Below are 18639 nucleotides of genomic sequence, written 5' to 3'. Positions count from 1 at the left end.
AGGGTCATCAATGTTCTTCGCACGATTCCGCCCGTCCCGCCGAGTCCAGCTCATGGCCGTCGCGGCGGTCCCGCTCATCGCGGTGTCCGCGCTCGCCGCGGTGGCGGTGCCTCCCGCCACGGCCGCGCCGGGCTGTTCGGTGACGTACTCCGCACCGTCCCAGTGGGACGGTGGGTTCACCGCGGCCGTGTCCGTCACGAACCTCGGTGACGCGATCAACGGCTGGACGCTCACCTGGAGCTTCGGCGCCGGTCAGCAGATCAAGGAGGCGTGGAACGCCCAGGCGACCCAGTCCGGGGCCCAGGTGACCGCGCGCAACGTCTCCTACAACGCGTCCATCCCCACCGGCGGCAAGGTCGAGTTCGGGTTCAACGGTTCCGCCACCGGCACGAACAACCCGAACCCCACGGCGTTCACGCTCAACGGCACCCTGTGCACCGGCGACGTCGGCCCCACCACGACGACGACCACGACCACCACCACGACAGGCAATCCGCCGGTCGGCAACCTGCCGTCGAGCTTCCGGTGGTCCTCCAGCGGCGCGCTGATCGGTCCGAAACCGGACTCCGCGCACCCGACCGTCTACTCGGTCAAGGACCCGAGCGTTGTTTACCACAACGGCAAGTACCACGTGTTCGCGTCGGTGTACACCAACGGCTACAACCTGATGTACACGAGCTTCACCGACTGGTCGCAGGCTTCCTCAGCGCCTCACTACTACCTCGACCGCACACCCGTCGGTGGTGGGTACAAGGCCGCGCCGCACGTGTTCTACTTCGCGCCGCAACGCCTGTGGTACCTGGTGTACCAAACGGGTTCGAACGCGTCGTACTCCACGACCACGGACATCTCCAACCCGGCGTCGTGGTCGGCGCCGAAGAACCACTACGCCAACGGCATGCCGCAGATCATCCGCGACAACATCGGCGACGGCTACTGGGTCGACTTCTGGGTCGTGTGCGACACCGCCAAGTGCTACCTGTTCTCGTCCGACGACAACGGCCATCTCTACCGGTCCGAGACCACCGTGGCGCAGTTCCCCAACGGGTTCACCAACACCGTGATCGCGATGCAGGACTCGAACCAGAACCGGTTGTTCGAGGCCTCCAACGTCTACAAGGTCGCGGGGAAGAACCAGTGGCTGCTGGTGCACGAGGCCATCGGGTCGGACGGCAGGCGCTGGTTCCGCACCTGGACCGCTCCCTCGATCACCGGACCGTGGACCCCGCTGGCCGCCGAGGAGTCGAACCCGTTCGCCAGGCACAACAACACCACGTTCCCAAGTGGACAGTGGACCCGCGACATCAGCCACGGCGAGATGATCCGTTCCGGCGTGGACCAGGCGATGGAGATCAGTCCCTGTCAGCTCCGCTTCCTCTACCAGGGCATGGATCCGAACGCCGGCGGTGACTACAACCGGCTGCCCTGGAAGCTCGGCCTGCTGACCCAGACCAACTCGACCTGCTGACACCCCAGGACCGACGCCGCCGGAAAGCCCGCACCGGCGGCGTCCCCCTTGCCAGAAAGAGGCGACATGCCCACCCGGTCCAGAAGACTGCCGCGCCTCGCCGCCGCCGTGCTGGCGGCGATCGCGACCATCGCCGTCCACCCCGTCGCCCACACCGCTCCGGGTAGTCCTGCCCTGACCCCGCCGCTGGGCTGGAACAGCTGGAACAGCTTCGGTTGCGGCATCACCGAGGGCCAGGTCCGCCAGGCCGCCGACGCGATGGTGTCCTCCGGCATGCGCGACGCCGGATACCAGTACGTGGTCGTCGACGACTGCTGGTTCGACCCGCAGCGCGACTCGGCCGGCAACCTGCGCGCGCACCCGTCGAAGTTCCCGGGCGGGATGAAGGCGCTGGGCGACTACATCCACGCGCGTGGCCTGAAGTTCGGCATCTACCAGGTGCCCAACGAGAAGACGTGCGCGCAGGGCACCGGTGCCCACCCCGGTTCGACCGGCAGCAAGGGACACGAGGTCCAGGACGCCAGGACGTTCGCGTCGTGGGGCGTGGACTACCTCAAGTACGACTGGTGCTCCGGCGCCGGTTCGAGGGACGAGCAGGTCGCCCGGTTCACGATCATGCGCGACGCCCTGCGCGCCACCGGCCGCCCGATCGTCTACAGCATCAACCCCAACAGCTTCCACCCGATCACCGGCGACAAGTACAACTGGGGCGAGGTCGCCGACCTGTGGCGCACCACCGAGGACCTGCTGGACATCTGGCAGAACGGCAACGTCAACAGCTACCCGATGGGCGTGGGCAACGTCGTCGACGTCACCGCGCCGCTCGCCGTCCAGAACGGTCCGGGCCACTGGAACGACCCGGACATGCTGGTCGTCGGCCGCCCGGGGCTCTCCATCACCGAGTCCCGCGCGCACTTCGCGCTGTGGGCGCTGATGGCCGCACCGCTGATGGCGGGCAACGACATCCGGACGATGTCCGGCGACGTGAGCGCGATCCTGCGCAACTCGCGGCTGATCGCCGTGAACCAGGACAGCCTCGGCGCCGGCGGCCGCCGCGTGCGGGATGACGGTGCCACCGAGGTGTTCGCCAAACCGCTCTCGGACGGCTCGGTCGCCGTCGGGCTGTTCAACCGGGGGAGCGGCACCGCGACCGTCTCCACGACCGCGGCCCAGATCGGCTTGTCCGGCAGCAACTTCACGCTGACGGACCTGTGGACCGGCGGCACGTCCGCCACTTCCGGCGCGATCTCAGCCTCCGTTCCCGCGCACGGCGTGGCCGCATTCCGGGTGACCGGCGGCGGTCCGCTGGCGAGCACCACCTCCCGGTTGCGCGGTGCGGGGTCCAGCCGTTGCCTCGACATCGAGAACCAGAGCACCGCCGCCGGCGCCAACACCGCGATCCGGGACTGCCACACCGCGGCGAGCCAGCAGTGGACCGCGTGGCCGAACGGAGAGATCCGCGTGTTCGGCGACAAGTGCCTCGACGCCTACAACCAGGGCACCGCCAACGGCACGCGGGTCATCATCTGGCAGTGCAACGGCCAGGCGAACCAGCGCTGGACGGTGGAGTCCGACGGATCGGTCCGCAACGCCAACGCCGGTCTGTGCCTGGACGTCGAAGGAGCGTCGACGGCCAACGGCGCGCGGCTGGTGCTGTGGACCTGCAACGGCCAGACCAACCAGAGGTGGTCGCGATCATGAGATGGACTCCCGCTGGGGCGGTCGTCGCCGCCCTCACCCTCGTGACCGCGGGTCTCGCCGCGAGCACGGCGGCGCAGGCGGCGCCGGGCTGTTCGGTCGCCTACACCAAGACCTCGGAGTGGGCGGGTGGGTTCGGCGCGTCCGTGGCCATCACGAACACCGGTGACGCGATCAACGGCTGGACGCTCGAGTGGACGTACGCCACCGGTCAGCAGGTCGGGCAGCACTGGAACGCCGAGATCACCCAGGCCGGCGGTCAGGTCAGCGCGCGCAACGTCTCCTACAACGGTTCCGTGCCGACCGGCGGCAAGGTCGAGTTCGGGTTCAACGGCACGTTCACCTCGGCCAACCCCGATCCGGCGTCGTTCCGCCTCAACGGCACCGCCTGCAACGGCGGCAACGATCCCACCACGACCACAACCACCACGACGACCACCACCACGCCTCAGCCCGCGTCGTTCACCAACCCGGTGGTGTGGCAGGACTTCGCCGACGGCGACATCATCCGCGTGGGCGATGCCTACTACTACTCGGCGTCGACCATGCACTACTCGCCGGGCGCGCCGGTCCTGCGCTCCTACGACCTGGTGAGCTGGGAGTACGCCGGACATTCCGTGCCACGGCTGGACTTCGGCGCCAAGTACGACCTCAGCGGCGGCCGGGGCTACGTCCGGGGAATCTGGGCGTCGTTCCTGAACTACCGCAAGAACAACAAGACGTTCTACTGGGGCGGATGCGTCGACTTCGCCCAGACCCACATCTACACCGCCGCGGCGGTGGACGGGCAGTGGTCCAAGCTGTCCACCATCAACAAGTGCTACTACGACGCCGGAATGCTGGTCGACGACAACGACACGATGTACGTCGCATACGGCAACACCACCATCAGCGTCGCGCAGCTGTCGGCGGACGGCAGGTCCGAGGTGCGTTCCCAGCAGGTGTTCCAGACGCCGTCGAACATCGGAACCCTTGAGGGCGCCCGGTTCTACAAGCGCAACGGCAGCTACTACATCTGGCTGACCCGTCCGGCGAACGGTCAGTACGTGCTCAAGGCGTCCAGCCCGTTCGGGCCCTACACCGTCCAGCAGGTGCTGCTGGACATGCGCGGCCCGATCCAGGGCGGGGGAGTGCCGCACCAGGGCGGGATGGTGCAGACGCAGAACGGCGACTGGTACTACATGGCGTTCGTCGACGCCTATCCCGGCGGCCGCGTGCCGGTGCTCGCACCGATCACCTGGACCTCCGACGGCTGGCCGCGCGTCACCACCGTCAACGGCGGCTGGGGCGTGAACTACCCGATGCCGAACCTGCCCGCCCCACCACGCCAGGTCAAACCCATGACCGGCGTGGACACCTTCGACGGCACGGCACTCGGCCCGCAGTGGGAGTGGAACCACAACCCCGACACCACGAAGTACAGCGTCAACAACGGTTTGCGCCTCTCGACCGCGACCGTCACCAACGACCTGTACAACGCCCGCAACACCCTCACCCACCGCATCCAGGGCCCGAGCTCCACCGCCACCGTCGCACTCGACCTGACCTCGATGCGCGACGGCGACCGCAGCGGCCTCGCGATGCTGCGCGACTCCTCGGCCTGGATCGGGATCAAACGCGACAACGGACGCAACCGCGTCGTGATGGTCAACGGCCTGACCATGGACAGCAACTGGAACACCACCGGCACCGGCACCGAGATCGCGAGCGCGAACCTGACCGGCAACCGGATCTGGTTGCGCGCCAACGCCGACATCCGGCCGGGCAGCGGCAGACAGGCCCGTTTCTCCTACAGCACCGACGGCGTCACGTTCACCTCACTCGGCACCGGCTTCACGCTGAAGAACGAATGGCAGTTCTTCATGGGCTACCGCTTCGGCATCTTCAACCACGCCACACAGGCCCTCGGCGGCTCGGTCACGGTGCAGCGCTTCGAGCTGTCGACGCCCTAGCTGAGCTCGCCGCCTCGCTCTGATGGCGTCTGCAAGTACCACCAACTCAACATCAACAGGCACTTTCCTACTACCAACAGCCCGCCCAGGTGCGTAAGGGGCGTTCACGGCCACCAGCAGGCCGCCGAGCTGAGCAGGGCGCCGATCGCGCCCGCCACGAGGACCGCCACCACCAGGGCGCGCCGGCGGGCCAGTCGTGCCGCCCGTGCGAGCCGGGGCAGGACCGTGGCGGGCACGTCGGGGACGGCGGCCAGCGACTCCACCGCCCATGCCTCCGGCACGCGCGACAGCAGGCCGGCCATCCCGGCGAGCTGGCAGACCTCGTGTTCGCACGACGGGCAGACCGTGAGGTGGTGTTCGTAGGCCTGCCGATCACTCGGCGACAGCGAGCCCAGCACGTAGGCGACGTCCCATTCCCGGAACGGATCCGTCGGTGGAGTCACCGCCCCGTGACCCCGTTCTCGTGCAGCGCGAGTCTCAGCGCGCGCAGGCCGTAGTGCAGCCGCGACTTCACGGTGCCCTGCGGCACGTCGAGCGCGTCGGCGAGTTCGGCGATGGTCTCGCCGCGGTAGTAGGCCCGCGTGATCACCGCGCGGTGTTCGGGTTTGAGCTGCGACAGCGCGTCGGCGATGAGCCAGGCGTCGAGGGTTCTGTCGGTGTGGTCGGATCGCGCGCGATCGGGGACGCGGGCGGACTCGACCTCCCACCTGGCGCGGGCGCTGCGGCGTTCGTCGATGGCGAAGTTGCGTGCCACGGCGTAGAGCCAGGACTTCGACGCCGAGAATCCCTGTTCCAGGATGTCCGGATGCCTCCAGGCGCGCAGAAGTGCTTCCTGGACAACGTCTTCGGCGAGCTGTTCGTCGCCGGTGAGGCGCAGGGCGTAGCGCCAGAGCGCGGCGGCGTGACCGTCGTGCAGAGCGCGTAGCAGGCTGATGTGGTGGTCGTTGATGGCGCACCTCGTTTCACGGGTGGAACACCGGCGTGCGCTTGGCCAGGAACGCCGAGGTGCCCTCGCGCATGTCGTCGGTGGTGAAGGTGTGCCGGAACGCGTCGAGCTCGACGCGCAGCCCCGCGCCGACGGCCAGCCCGTCGACGGCGTTGATCGTCGCCTTGCACGTCGCGACCGCGGTGGGCGAGTTGGCGGCGATGTCGGCGAGCACGAGCCGTGCGGCGGCGAACATCTCCTCGCGCGTGTCGAACACCTGGTTCACCAGACCGATGCGATGTGCCTCCGCCGCGTCGGCCCGGCGACCCGAGTAGATCATCTCGCGGGCTCGCGCCACGCCGACGCGCCGGTACAGCCGGACGCACCCGCCGAAGCCGGGGATGAGCCCCAGCAAAACCTCGGGCTGACCGAAGACGGCTTTGCCGGTGGCGTAGACGAAGTCGCACGCCAGCGCCATCTCGCAGCCGCCGCCGAGGGCGTACCCGTCGACACAGGCCACGACGGGGACGGGGAGTTCCTCGAGCAGCCGGGTGACCTGCTGGCCCAGCGCGCCGAACGCCTCACCCTCCTGCGGCGTCATGGCCGCCATCTCCCGGATGTCGGCCCCGGCGATGAACGCGGGCCCTTCTGATCCGGTGAGCAGGACCGCGCGGGGACCATCGAGGTTCGAGAGGAGATGGCGCAGTTCGGTGAGTGTCGCGTGGGACAGTGCGTTGCGGGCCTGCGGCCGGTTGACGGTCACCGTCAGCACGCCGCCCTGCTCGTCGAGCAAGAGGTTCTGATAGTCCACAGTGGTCTCCTCACGAGTCCCAGATCGCGCCGTAGGCGGGAATTCCCCTGGCTTCCATCTCTTCGACGACGTGCCACGTGGTCGGCTTGTTGGAGATGCAGATGACGGCTTCCGCGTCGAAGCGCAGGCAGGCGTCGTGCGCGAGCGCGACCAGGTCCGGCTTGCCCGCGGTGGCGGTGTCCCAGACGACCGCGTCCGGTTGCACGCGCAGGATCTCGTCGACCAGCTCGTCCCCGTAGGTGCGGCGCGGGTCGCGGGTCGACCACACCAGCCGGGCGGGGGCGGTGCCCGCGAGCAGATGCGGCAGGCACGGCCCGATCCCGCTGCCGGTGGCGACCCACACCACCCTGGTGAAGAGCTGGTCGATGTTGCCGACGCCCGCGGTCGGGATTCCCTTGACCCACACGTGACTCGGCTGGTCGGCAATGAACCTCGCCGTCCAGTCGCCCGCGCGGGAGATGGTCAGCCGGAAGCCGCTGCGACCCGGTGCGGGCACGTTGGCGAAGGAATGCCACTCCAGCAACGGGTTGCGGCTCACCGCGGTCGAGGAGCCGGCGAACGGCGTGACGCCGTGGTCGAACGACACCAGTGCGACGTGCGGTGACGGGCTGACGATGTGCACCGGAACCCGCCGCAGCCGCAGCCACGGCAGCGCCACGCTGGCCACCACGAGGGCGAGCGGCCAGAGGAACACCGGGTTCGAGACCGCCGACTGCACACCGAACAGCACCAGCACCGTCCAGCCGCCGAACCGGTGCGACCGCTCGAACAGGTCGTGGTGACGGGCGCGCAGGCGCGGCAGTGCCAGCACGATGATCGCGGCGAGCACGGCGAAGATCAACCACGTCAGGGCCAACAGGAACACGGGTGCGCCGTGCACGGTCGTGATGACTGCGAGCACCAGGAACCACACGGTGGCGCAACTCGCTGCACCGACGTGCAGCCCGCCGAAGTGGTAGACCTTGCCCAACGTCCAGCGGACCCGCAACGGCCAGTGCACCGGCACGCTGGTGGCCAGCCGGAACAGCAGGTTGATCACGAGCTGCTGGCGGACGAGCACGGCCAGGGTGACGTTGGCGACCACCAGCGCGGTCACCACGTTCTCCTCACCCCACCAGCCGCCGGACACCGCGAAGCCGAGGTTCGCGAGCACGACGATCGCGGCGAGCCGGTTGTGGTGGGTGAACGGACGGCGGCGCAGGATCGTTCGCAACGAACGGTCAGCGGGTGGTAGCGGGCGAACGTGGACCGGGGTGCCCGTCATGCGACGGTTTCCTTCTGCGCCGGTTCCGGCTGGAGCCGGTCCAAACGCGACAGGAGCGCACGGCGGTCGACCTTGCCGCGGTCGGTGGTCGGCAGCGTGTCGACGGGAACGATCAGCGCGGGCACGCAGTAGTACGGCAGCCGCTGCGCCACCGCGTGCCTGGCCTGTTCCGGTGCTGCGGTGGCCGGGCTGATGAAGCCGACGAGCTTTCCGTTGTGCACCACGGTCGTGGCGCGGCGGCAGTCCGGCGCCTGTTCGAGTGCCGAGGTCACGGAGTCCAGCTCCACCCGGAACCCGCGCACCTTGACCTGGTCGTCGGTGCGGCCGTGGTGGCGCAGCTGGCCGTCGGCCGTCCAGCTGCCGAGGTCGCGGGTGCGGAACATCAGGTGGTCGCCGCCGAGGAACGGATCAGGGAGATATCGTTGCTCTGTCAACGCGTCGTCGCCCAGGTAGCCCTCCGTGACGCACGCACCGCCCGCCCACATCTCACCCACGTCGCCGATGCGGCACGGTCGCAGGTCGTCGTCGAGCACGTAGACGGTCGTGTTCGGCACGGGTGATCCGATCGTGAGCTGCCGCGTGTCCGGTTCGTAGCGCTGGATGGTGTTGACGATGGTGACCTCGGTGGGACCGCACGCGTTGTGGAAGACGGCGTGGCGTGACCACAGGTCGGCCAGCACCTGCGGGCAACGCTCACCGGCGACCGCGACCGTGCGCACCCGGTGGCACACCTGGGGATTCAGCGACGCCAGCACACTGGGAGTGGCGATCACGACGTCCACCGTGCTCGCCGCCTGTTCGATGTCGTCGCCGCGGATCACCAGCGTGCCGCCGTGCGCGAGCGTGCCGAGAATCTCCCACACGGCCATGTCGAATGCGATGTTGAGCAGCTGCGACACCCTGGTTCCCGTGGAGATGCCGAGGGATCCGGGTTCGGTGAGCAGGACGTTGCACAGGTTGGCGTGCGAGACGCGCACACCGTTGGGGCGTCCGGTCGTGCCGGAGGTGAAGATGACGGCGGCGATGTCCGAGTCCGTGGTGATGCTGCGGCAGAACGTGCTGACGTCGGGCAGGGTGTCGATTGTGATGATCGTCGCCAGGTGGCCGGGCAACGCCGCCGCGTCCGTCGTCGTCGTGAGCACCACGTTGATGCGCGCGGTGCGGACGATGTGCCGCAGGTGTGCTTCCGGGGTGATGCGCACGTCCTGCGGCACGTAGGCCGCTCCTGCCTTGAGCACCGCGAGGATGCCGACGACCATCGAGATCGACCGCGTGAGGAACAGTCCTACCCGGTCACCGGGGCGCACACCGGCGCGGGTGAGCAGTTCGGCCATCAGTTCGGCCTTCGCGTCGAGCTCCGCGTAGGTCAGCGACTCGCCGAGGTGTTCGACGGCCGTCACGTGCGGGCGCCGTGCCGCCTGTGTCTCGAAGGCGTGGTGGATGTGGTGGAACGGGGGAGTCCGGATCGGCCCGGCGCCGAACGCCTCGAACAGGTCGCGGTCGGCAGGGGGCAGATCGCGCAGGGCGGCTTCCTGGAACACGGCAGGTGCCCTTTCGTGAGCGATGCTCGGTCGACGTTGAAACGAGACAGCCCGCCGGGAAGTTCACGTGGTGTCGAATGAGCTGTCGAATGGCCAAGTTGTTGTGCCGCAGCAAGTCTGCTATGGGTTCGTGCAAATGGCCGCCGCGAGTGGACCTCACAGTCCACTCGCGACGGTCGCCTCGGTGCGGGCCCAAGAGGAACGCCCGCCGCCAGTGCCATGGCGGCGGGCGCGCTGTGCGGTGCTCGGTCAGCCGATCTTGCAGGACTTGCCGTTGACGGTGAAGGCGGTCGGGTCGGCTCCGGTGCCGGAGCCGTTGAATCCGATGTGGACGGACTTGCCCGGCTCCACCTGGCCGTTCCAGGACATGTTGGTCGCGGTCACGTCACGGCCGGTCTGGCTCCAGGTCGCCGACCACCCGGAGGTGACCCGCTGGGTGCCGGGGAGCGCGAACGCGAGCTTCCACGCGGTCCACGGCGTCGTGCCGGTGTTCGTCAGCTTCACCTGCGCCGACAGGCCGTCGTACCACTTGCCGGCGCTGTAGACGACCTCGCAGTCCGACACCGGGACGGGCGGCTTCCCCGACTTCTCCGCCGCCCAGCCGGTCACCCAGGCGAGCGCGGAGTTCCAGTTGACCGCCACCTCGTTCACCGAGTAGGCGCCGATGTCGTCCACCCAGCACTTCTGCTGCGGGCAGCCGGGGAGCAACCGCTGGACCACCGGGTCCTGCAGTCCGCTGTTCGGGCCACCGGACAACGAGCCGGGCGGTGCGATCGGCAGCGTCGGGTCGTTCTGCCGCGCCCAGAACCGGTGGTGCACGTTCTGCACGGCCTGGTCGCCGTAGCCCGCCACGTACGAGGTGCTCAGCGGGTTGCGGCCGAGGAGGTAGTGCAGCGCCTCGAACACACCGTCGCGGTACTTGGCGGCACCGGTGAAGTCGTGTGCCAGTGCCAGCACCTGGGCGTTGTTCAGCACACCGGAGTTCGATCCCCACACGTAGCCGTCGACGCTGTTGTCGTACGGCGTCGCGTAGCCCATCCCCGCCATGGCCGACAGGTGCTGGTCCGCCACCGTCGCGAACGCCGACTTGATCGCCGTGACGTCCGCCGCGGGCAGACCGTTGGGCGCGAGGGCGAGCGTGATGTCACCCATCGGCGCCGTGCCGCCCCAGTAGAAGCCGGCCCTGGTCAGGCTGGCCGCCTTGTAGTGGGGTGAGGCGGTGACGTCGGTCCGGTAGGCGTTGTCGCCGGTGGTCGCGTACAGCTCCGCGGCGGCCCAGTAGAACTCGTCGCTCACGGTCTTGTCGTCGTACGCGCCGCCGCCGACGTTGTCGTTCGGGTCGGCGAGCTTGGCAGGGTTGGCCTTGGCCGCGGTGTACGCCTTGCGTGCCGCCGCGAGCAGCTTCGCGGAGTACGCCGCGTCGATGCCGCGCCAGAGACGGGAGGCCTGTGCGGCCACCGCGGCCAGGTTCAGCGTCGCCGCGGTGCTGGTCGCGGACAGCCGGCGCGCCTGGTCGTCCAGTTCCGGACGGGTGGGCAGCGCCGTCCAGGCCGCGTCGTGGATCTTGTGGTGCGCCATGCCGTCCGGTGCCTGCATCTTCAGCAGGAAGTCGACCTCCCAGCGCGCCTCGTCGAGGAGGTCCGGCACGCCGTTGGTCTTCTCCGGGATGGCCAGCGTGCCGTCGCGGAACACCGAGGCGTCACCGATCCTGCTCGCCCGCTCGTAGGAGTTGAGCAGCTGCCAGGCCGCGATGCCGCCGTTGACCACGTACTTGCCGTGATCACCCGCGTCGTACCAGCCACCGCGCACGTCGAGCGTGTAGCCGCAGGCGAGGTCCGCACGGCACGGCACGTTGTTGTCGCCCTGGTTGGGCGCGACGTTGACGTGACCCGCCGGGCGGGCGTACTGGTCGCCGACGTACTGCGCGTCGATCGGGGTGCCGCTGCGCTGGTGGTAGAAGAACGCGAGCGAGTCGTAGCGCAGCCGCTTGATGCCGTCGGCGGAGATGTCGAACGGGAAGCTGCTGTCCGCGCCGACGACCAGCGTGTAGCCGGTACCCGCCGTGTCGAACGACGAGAAGTCGATCAGGTGCACCGAGTCGCCGGACGTCGCGTCCGCACCCTTGGGCGTCGTCTGGCCGGTGGCCACCGTGGTGCCCGCGGAGTTCTTGAGCGTCCACGGTTGAGGCGTGGTCGCGGTGGAGACGACGGTGGCGTGCTTGGGCAGGCCCGGCACGTAGCCGACCTGGTCGACGTTGATCTTCTTCGTCGGCGTGGGAGGGACGCCGCCGGGCGGCTTCACCCCGCCGATCAGCGAGACGTTGTCGACGCAGATCGTGTTGTCGGACGCCTGGCCGCCCAGCTGGAAGGCGACCTGGCCGTTGCCGGCGTCCGGGAAGTCCAAAGTGGACGTGAAGGTGAAGGTGTAGTGCTGCTTGGCGGTGGTGAGCGCGAACTCCTGCCGCGCGATCCCGCGGTACGGGCTCACGCTCTCACCCGCCGCGGCGGCGACGGTCTGCGCCGTGGTCGCGTGGGCGTCGAACGACAGGGTGTAGGACTGGTCGCTCTCGAACGGGACACCGTTCTGGCCGACCAGCGCGTCCCAGGGGTTGGTCGTTCCTCCGGTGACCGCCGCGCACAGTTCGCCGCCGGTCACCCTGTTCGTCACGCCCGCGCTGCTCCACCAGGGATCGGCGGAACCGCTGGCGAACGTTCCGTTGAGCACGCGCTCGTACTCCGCCGCCTCGGCTGTGCTCGCCGCTGGAAACGTGGCCGCGGTGAGTGCCGCCAGCAGTGCGGCGGCGAGCAGGCGTGGTGGTCGAGTTCTCATGTGGTGAGGTACTCCGTCCTCGTCGACGGGAATTCTGGGAGCGCTCCCAGATGACCGTAGGGTGCGCTGAACGACGCGGACAAGCGCCGTTCAGCCGCTACCTGACGGCACCGCTCGGACCTGACGTCACTGGTCCGTGTGCGGTAGTCACCACCTCATCCGAACGTCCACTGCTGGTTGTTCCAGCCGTGGCACGTCCACAGGATGACCTTGGCGCCGTTGGCGGTGGCGCCGCCGTTGACGTCGAGGCAGATCCCGGACTGAGCGCCCGTGATCGTGCCGTTGGCGTTGAACTGCCACCTCTGCCCGGCTCCGCCGTCGCAGGGTTGGATCACCACCGCGGTGCCGGGCGCTGTCTGGTTGTTCTGCGCCGCCGCACATCTGGTGCTGTCTCCACTGTAGACAGTCAGCTGCCCGGACGCGGTGCGCGTCCACGTCTGGTTCGTCCCGCTGTGACAGTCCCAGATCTGCAACGGGGTGCCCGCCGCGGTGCTGCCCGCGTTGACGTCCAGGCACCTGCCCGCACCCAGCCCGCGCACCGCTCCGGTCGAGCCGCTGCCGCCCGTGCCGTAGCCGGCCGCGATGATGTTGGCCTGCACGGCGTTCTCGGTCGCGTCCGACGGGTAGCCCGACACCATGGCGCCCTCGTAGAAGGTGCCCGCGCTGAGGTTGGCGCCACCGTCGGGCTTGCAGCAGTCGCCACCGCTGCCCAGGATGATCGCACCCTGCTTCTTCATCGGGCTGTACCCGTTGGGCAGCGAGCCGTCGTACAACGTGGTCAGGTTGCCCGCCTGGGCGTTGCCGCCCTTGAGCGCGAACCGCGTGGTCCCGTTGTTCTTGAGGATCGCCGTGACGAACTTGTTCGTGAAGGCCCGCTGGTTCGGGTTCCACTGCTGGCTCCCGCCGGGGAACAGGCCCCACTCGAGATCCGCCTGGACCCACGGTCCGGTGCCGGCACAGCCGCCGAACCAGCACTGCGTGCTGAAGTTGATCGCGTCCATCGCTCCGGCCGCATCGGCCTTGCGGGTCGTCTCGCTGTTGCCGTAGTCGAAGCAGCAACCGCCGTTGACGTGCGTACCGCTGGTCACCATGTACATGCCTTCCGGCGCGCTCCCGGTGGGAACGCCCGTCAGGTGCCCGTCACGCCAGTAGCTGTTGCCGGGGTTGATGTAGAGCGAGTAGGCCTTGCTGTCGCCGATCGTGAGCGACTCGGAGGTGGCGGTCGCGGGCCGGCTCTGCGGCGACCCTGGAACCTGGGCGGATCCCTGGTACCACAGGTCGTTCCCGCGACCGGACTGGTCGTAGACCACCGTGATCACGCAGGACGTCCCGGCGCAGAACTCGTCCTGCTTGGCGGCGTCGGCCGTGCCGCCCGCCGCCAGCACGGGGACGTTCCTGGTGCTGTTGTCCGACGAACGCCTCACCTGGTAGAGGTTTCCGCTGTACGTGCCGTAGAGCGCCCGCACCGTGCTGTGTGCGGCGATGCAGGGCGTGCCACCGGAAGCGTAGATGTCACAGGGCCCGGTGCCGGCCGCGGCCGCCGGCGTGGTCGCCGCGGTCACCGCGGTTGCCGTCGTGGTCGCCAACAGCATGGCCAGTGCTATGCCTTGGAGTTTCGCCTTCATGATGCGCTCGACCCCCACAGTCGCCAGGTCTGGTTGAGCTGACTGTTCTGGTTCGCGGCCTTGCAGGTCCACTGGATGATCTGGGCGCCTGCTGTCGTCGAGACCCCGGTGACGTCGACGCACTTGCCGCTGTGCCGTGCCACGAGCTGGTAGTCGTGCGGATCATTGCCGCTGTAGGTGACCTTCCGCGGCGTGTACTGCTGGCTCGCCGAACCGGGGGAGCAGGTCTGCTGCGTGACGGTCGCGCCGTCCGCGGTCGAGGAACCGCTGACGTCGAGGCACTTGCCCGACTGCTGGTTCACGACGGTGTAGGTGTTGGCGACGCCCTGCACCGGGGTGAAGTTCCACAGCTGCTGGTCGCCGCCCTCGCAGTGGAACTGCTGCTGCTGGTTGCCGTCGGCCGTGCTCAGGTTCGTGTTGTCCAGGCACTGCTGGGAATGCTGAGCGGCGGCGACGGTCTGGAAGCCGCTGGCGGATGGCGGCAGGAGCGTGACGGTGAACGTCTCGTCGATGTTGTTGTGCGGCACGTTGACCGTCGTTGCGTTGCCGGACAAGGAAACTACGGTGTTCTGCACGGTGATCGGCCCTTGTACGGCGCCGCCGTTGTTGTGCGGGATGCGCTGGACGAGCACGCGCACCTGGTTGTTCTGCACGATGCCGGTCGTGGTGTCGAGCCGCTGCAGGCCGACCGCGACGTTGCCGGTCGTGCTGCCGCCTCCGACAAGGATCTTCGCCACCCCGTTCGCCTTGGTCGCGAACGAGTCGTACGACTGGCTCGGTGTCGTGCCGACTATCTGCCCCGATTGCGAGCCGTAGAAGCGGTAGACCCACCACTCGCCCTTCGGCTGGTGCTGCCCGGCCGAGTTGCGGACGAGCAGGTTGCCGAGATCGTTGTGCAGGTTCCCGCTGCTCGCCCAGTTGGCGCGCAGCCCGTCGGCGCTAGCCCGTTCGAGTCGCGCGATGTACCACGAACCGTCGCCGGGGTTCTGCTCGTTGCCCGCTCCGTACTCGTTGATCTGGTACGGCCGCGGGTGCGGGATGCCGCGTGCGCCGAGCGTCGAGTTCGCCACCGCGACGTTGGCCACCGGATCGCCCGGCAGGGAGTGCCAGCTGAAGATGTCGGGCACGACGTTGCCGGCGCGCACGAAGTCCAGGTACTGGGTCCACCACCCGCCGTTCGACGGCACACCCGCGAAGCTCGGCCCGACGATCAGGTGCGAGGGGAACGCCGCGCGGACGCGTTGGTAGCTGCGGCGCCACAGCTCGAAGTACTGGGACTGCGGACGGTTCCAGAACAACGTGATGTTGGGTTCGTTCCAGAGGTCCCACTGCACGGGGAGTCCCGTCGCCCGCACGTCGTCGATCAGGCGGGTGAGGAAGTTGTCGTAGTCGGTCCAGTTGCCGTTGTCGCCGGGGAAGCGGGAGATCGGATACCCGTCGGCGCCCCACAGGTCGTGGGGCAGCAGGACGAACTCGCCGCCCAGCGAACGGGTCCGCAGCAACTGGGCTCTGGTGGAGTTCCACCGGCGGTCGTACTTGCCCGACACCCAGCCGCCAGGGCTGTCGAGCTGGGCGCCGCCGGCACGCATGTACCGGAACTTGACGTCGCGGAAGAAGTGGTCGGCGGGACCCGTGCCGTTCTCCGTCATGCCGTAGATCCAGCCGGAGGCGCGGTAGGCGGGTGTGCCGAACGCGGCGGAGAAGTCGACGCCGATGGACTCGTTCGCGGCCTGGGCCGGCGCGGTGAAGGCGAGCGCGGACGCCGCGACCGCCAGGAGGATGGTGCTGGTTCGTCGCTGAACCATGTGGGCTCCGTATCAGGTCAGGGGTGACGGAGACTCGAACCGGTTCGATCGAAGAGTGAAAGTACGCGCGACAAACCGCCCTCAGCAAGGGTCTGGAGGGTCGAACCGGTTCGCCCTCACCCGTCGCCTGGCCCCGATGGCGTCTGCAAGTACCACCAACTCGACCTCAAGAGGCACTTTTCTACTGCCAACAGCTCTCGGAGCCTGCGGAGCGGCTACCGGTTCGGCAGGCCGCGAACAGGTTGGGTGCGGTTGAGGGCGATTCGATCAAGGGTTGGTGGTACTTGCAGACGCGGTGGCGCCAACGGGGCAGAGGGTCAGGCCCGGCGGCGGGAGCCGGTGCTGGAGCGCAGCGTGATGGGCGGTGCCAGCAACGCGTGCCGCGGGGTCGCCTCGGGGTTGGTGATCTGCTCCAGCAGCAGGTCGACGGCCAGTTGCGCCATCTGTCCCGCGGGCACGTCCGCTGCGGTCAGCGGCGGGTGGAAGTCCTCGGCCAGCCGGTCCGCGATCACGCCGGTGAGCGAGAAGCCGCCGGGCACGGCGAGTCCGGCGCGGTGCAACGCGCGCTGCACGCCCGGCAGCGCGGCTTCGTTGATCGTCACGGCCGCCGTCACCTCTGGCCAGCGGGCGCGGATGTCCTCGAAGCAGGCGAGGCCGGCGGCGGGGTCGTCGGCGCAGCACACGTCGTGCGCCGTCATGCCGAACCCCTCCGCGGTCTCCAGGAACCCCGCCGTCGCGCGCATCGCGGGGCCGTAGCCCGACGCGACCAGCTCGTCCGACCGGTTGATCAACACGATGTGCTCGTGCCCCAGGTCGGCGAGGTGCCGCACGCAGCGGCTGATCAGGCCCGCGTAGTCGACGTCGACCCACCACGACGCCGCGGAGTCGACGACGTGGCCGATCGTCACGAACGGCAGCCCGCTGCTGGTGAGCCGTTCGACCCTCGGGTCGTGCAGGAGGATCTCCATGAGGATCACCCCGTCCACCCGGCGGCCGGTCACGACGCGGTCGAACGAGCGGTCGTGATCGCCGCCGCTGGGCGAGAGCAGCACGTCGTGGTCGTGTGCGGCGGCGGCCTCGACGACGCTGGCCACGAAGCTCAGCTGGACGTCCGTCAGCCGGGTGCTCGCGGGCGGGATCACCAGGCCGAGCGTCCTGGTGCGCCCCTCGGCGAGCGCGCGGGCGCTGGCGTTCGGCCGGTAGCCGAGCTCGGCGATGACGTCGTTGATCCGCCGCACGGTCGCCGCGGACACCGGCCGTTTCCCGCTCAGGGCGTACGACACGGTGCTGCGGGACACCCCGGCCCGCTTGGCGATCTCTCCGATGTTCATGCGCGTTTCCCGTCTCCGGCCTGTCGAACGAACCGGTTCGACCTTCGACATCGTAAGCCACCGCCTCTTGCGAGGCTTCGGTTGAGACGGCTACCTTGGCGCGGCTGCTCGAAAGTCGAACCGGTTCGATGAACGTCGTCAACGAGGTCGGCAGGAGGACCATGATGCGACGCGCGGCTGTTTTCCGGATGCTGATCACGGCCGGACTGGCCGTGTCCGCGGCCGCCTGCTCGTCGCCCTCCGGTTCGGCGCCGGACACGTTCTCCGTCTGGGATCCGTACCCGCAGTTCGCCGCCGGCTCCGAGTGGGTGCGCACGATCGAGGCGTGCGGGACGCAGGCCGGGGTGAAGATCCAGCGCCAGGCCTACGACACCACCGATCTCACCAACAAGGTGCTGCTCGCGGCGCAGCAGGGCACCGCTCCGCAGGTGCTGGTCGTCGACAACCCCGTGGTCTCCACGCTCGCCGAGGCCGGAGTGCTCAGGCCGAACTCCGAGGTCGGTCTCGACGCCTCGGCGGCGTCGCCGAACCTGGTGGCCGCCGGGACGCTCAACGGGCAGACCTACGGCACGCCGATCGGCGCGAACACCCTTGCCCTCTACTACAACAAGGCCGTGCTGACCGCCGCCGGCGTCGACCCCGCGTCCGTCCGGGACTGGGCGTCGCTGGACGCGGCGCTGGCCAAGGTGAAGGCCGCGGGCAAGAAGGGCATCACGTTCTCCGCGATCGGCACCGAGGAGGGCACCTTCCAGTTCCTGCCGTGGTTCTGGGGTGCGGGGGCGGCGCTCACCGACCTCGGGTCCGCGCCGGCGGTCAGCGCGCTGACGCTGTGGAAGTCCTGGCTGGACCAGGGTTTCGCGCCGAACTCCGTCATCGGCAACACCCAGACCACCAGCTGGCAGGAGTTCGCCACCGGCGAGTACGCCTTCGCGGAGAACGGCACCTGGCAGCTGCAGAACGCGAAGAAGGCCGGTTTCGAGTACGGCGTGATCGCGATCCCCGGCCGCACCGGCGGCACCGCGCCCGCGCCGACGGGAGGCGAGTTCGTCACCGTTCCCGTGCAGGACGACAAGGGCGCGGAGACCAAGGCCGGGCAGATCGTCACCTGTCTCACCAGTCCCGACCGCGTGCTCGCCACCGACACCGCGCTGACCTACGTCTCGGCGGTGCATTCGGTGCAGCAGCAACAGGTGACCGCGCTGCCGGAGCTGAAGGTCTGGGTCGACGCGGTGCAGAACGCCAAGGGGCGCACCGGCGACAACCTCGGCACCCGCTACCCGCGGATCTCGCAGCCGCTGTGGGGTGCCGTGCAGGCCGCGCTCACCGGTGCGAAGACACCGGAGGCAGCGCTGAAGGACGCCCAGGCCGCCGCGGCGTCCGCGAAGTAGCC

Annotated in this window: 13 protein-coding genes; 4 read left to right on the top strand and 9 right to left on the bottom strand. The window is 69.0% G+C overall.

Annotated features, from left to right (window positions below; all coding sequences use genetic code 11):
* The first annotated feature begins 10 nt into the window (after positions 1-10).
* The 3 genes from SK803_RS21070 (at position 11) to SK803_RS21060 (ending at position 5118) form a co-directional block, all read left to right on the top strand.
* Positions 11-1468 (top strand): non-reducing end alpha-L-arabinofuranosidase family hydrolase, encoded by a 1458-nt coding sequence (locus SK803_RS21070; RefSeq protein WP_319967749.1) that lies wholly within the window; start codon positions 11-13, stop codon positions 1466-1468.
* Positions 1469-1534: 66 nt separating this feature from the next.
* Positions 1535-3169 carry a glycoside hydrolase family 27 protein gene (locus SK803_RS21065; protein WP_319967748.1) on the top strand — a complete coding sequence of 545 codons (1635 nt, stop codon included), beginning with the start codon at positions 1535-1537 and terminating at the stop codon, positions 3167-3169.
* Positions 3166-5118, top strand: a complete 1953-nt coding sequence (locus tag SK803_RS21060; RefSeq protein ID WP_319967747.1) for a family 43 glycosylhydrolase — start codon at positions 3166-3168, stop codon at positions 5116-5118. Before SK803_RS21065 ends, SK803_RS21060 begins: the two co-directional genes overlap by 4 nt.
* 104 nt (positions 5119-5222) lie before the next feature.
* On the opposite strand, the gene SK803_RS21055 is transcribed toward SK803_RS21060, so the two are convergent.
* The 9 genes from SK803_RS21055 to SK803_RS21015 all read right to left on the bottom strand — a co-directional run bounded on the left by SK803_RS21055 (position 5223) and on the right by SK803_RS21015 (position 17249).
* Positions 5223-5561, bottom strand: coding sequence for an anti-sigma factor family protein (locus SK803_RS21055; RefSeq protein WP_319967746.1), 339 nt, complete (start codon positions 5559-5561; stop codon positions 5223-5225).
* Positions 5558-6034 (bottom strand): sigma-70 family RNA polymerase sigma factor, encoded by a 477-nt coding sequence (locus tag SK803_RS21050; RefSeq protein WP_319967772.1) that lies wholly within the window; start codon positions 6032-6034, stop codon positions 5558-5560. The genes SK803_RS21055 and SK803_RS21050 overlap by 4 nt, the downstream gene beginning before the upstream one ends.
* Positions 6035-6080: 46 nt before the next feature.
* Entirely contained in the window at positions 6081-6854 is a 774-nt protein-coding gene (locus SK803_RS21045; protein WP_319967745.1) for an enoyl-CoA hydratase/isomerase family protein, read from the bottom strand.
* A 10-nt stretch (positions 6855-6864) separates the two neighbouring features.
* A complete protein-coding gene (locus tag SK803_RS21040; protein WP_319967744.1) occupies positions 6865-8118 on the bottom strand; it encodes a ferredoxin reductase domain-containing protein in 1254 nt (417 codons plus the stop codon).
* On the bottom strand, positions 8115-9659 hold the full coding sequence (locus SK803_RS21035) for an amino acid adenylation domain-containing protein (RefSeq protein WP_319967743.1): 1545 nt from the start codon (positions 9657-9659) through the stop codon (positions 8115-8117). Before SK803_RS21035 ends, SK803_RS21040 begins: the two co-directional genes overlap by 4 nt.
* 249 nt (positions 9660-9908) lie before the next feature.
* The gene (locus tag SK803_RS21030) at positions 9909-12488 is read right to left on the bottom strand and encodes a glycoside hydrolase family 9 protein (protein WP_319967742.1); all 2580 of its coding nucleotides are present in this window, start codon (positions 12486-12488) and stop codon (positions 9909-9911) included.
* A 155-nt stretch (positions 12489-12643) separates the two neighbouring features.
* Positions 12644-14113, bottom strand: coding sequence for an arabinofuranosidase catalytic domain-containing protein (locus tag SK803_RS21025; protein WP_319967741.1), 1470 nt, complete (start codon positions 14111-14113; stop codon positions 12644-12646).
* Positions 14110-15918, bottom strand: coding sequence for an RICIN domain-containing protein (locus SK803_RS21020; RefSeq protein ID WP_319967740.1), 1809 nt, complete (start codon positions 15916-15918; stop codon positions 14110-14112). The genes SK803_RS21025 and SK803_RS21020 overlap by 4 nt, the downstream gene beginning before the upstream one ends.
* A 317-nt stretch (positions 15919-16235) precedes the next feature.
* Positions 16236-17249 (bottom strand): LacI family DNA-binding transcriptional regulator, encoded by a 1014-nt coding sequence (locus SK803_RS21015; protein ID WP_319967739.1) that lies wholly within the window; start codon positions 17247-17249, stop codon positions 16236-16238.
* Positions 17250-17410: 161 nt separating this feature from the next.
* On the opposite strand from SK803_RS21015, the gene SK803_RS21010 reads away from it, so the two are divergent.
* A complete protein-coding gene (locus SK803_RS21010) occupies positions 17411-18637 on the top strand; it encodes a sugar ABC transporter substrate-binding protein (protein WP_319967738.1) in 1227 nt (408 codons plus the stop codon).
* The last annotated feature ends 2 nt before the right edge of the window (positions 18638-18639 follow it).

The sequence above is a fragment of the Lentzea miocenica genome, from assembly GCF_033949945.1.
GTDB lineage: Bacteria > Actinomycetota > Actinomycetes > Mycobacteriales > Pseudonocardiaceae > Lentzea > Lentzea miocenica.
The sequence above is the reverse complement of the archived record's forward strand: the minus strand, read 5'-3'. Positions and strand labels throughout refer to the sequence as shown.

What these genes read in the sequence shown, in the direction of transcription:
- SK803_RS21070 (WP_319967749.1), top strand. Translation starts at nt 11, where the DNA reads ATGTTCTTCGCACGATTCCGCCCGTCCCGCCGAGTCCAGCTCATGGCC.
- SK803_RS21065 (WP_319967748.1), top strand. Translation starts at nt 1,535, where the DNA reads ATGCCCACCCGGTCCAGAAGACTGCCGCGCCTCGCCGCCGCCGTGCTG.
- SK803_RS21060 (WP_319967747.1), top strand. Translation starts at nt 3,166, where the DNA reads ATGAGATGGACTCCCGCTGGGGCGGTCGTCGCCGCCCTCACCCTCGTG.
- SK803_RS21040 (WP_319967744.1), bottom strand. Translation starts at nt 8,118, where the DNA reads ATGACGGGCACCCCGGTCCACGTTCGCCCGCTACCACCCGCTGACCGT.
- SK803_RS21030 (WP_319967742.1), bottom strand. Translation starts at nt 12,488, where the DNA reads ATGAGAACTCGACCACCACGCCTGCTCGCCGCCGCACTGCTGGCGGCA.
- SK803_RS21025 (WP_319967741.1), bottom strand. Translation starts at nt 14,113, where the DNA reads ATGAAGGCGAAACTCCAAGGCATAGCACTGGCCATGCTGTTGGCGACC.
- SK803_RS21020 (WP_319967740.1), bottom strand. Translation starts at nt 15,918, where the DNA reads ATGGTTCAGCGACGAACCAGCACCATCCTCCTGGCGGTCGCGGCGTCC.
- SK803_RS21015 (WP_319967739.1), bottom strand. Translation starts at nt 17,249, where the DNA reads ATGAACATCGGAGAGATCGCCAAGCGGGCCGGGGTGTCCCGCAGCACC.
- SK803_RS21010 (WP_319967738.1), top strand. Translation starts at nt 17,411, where the DNA reads ATGATGCGACGCGCGGCTGTTTTCCGGATGCTGATCACGGCCGGACTG.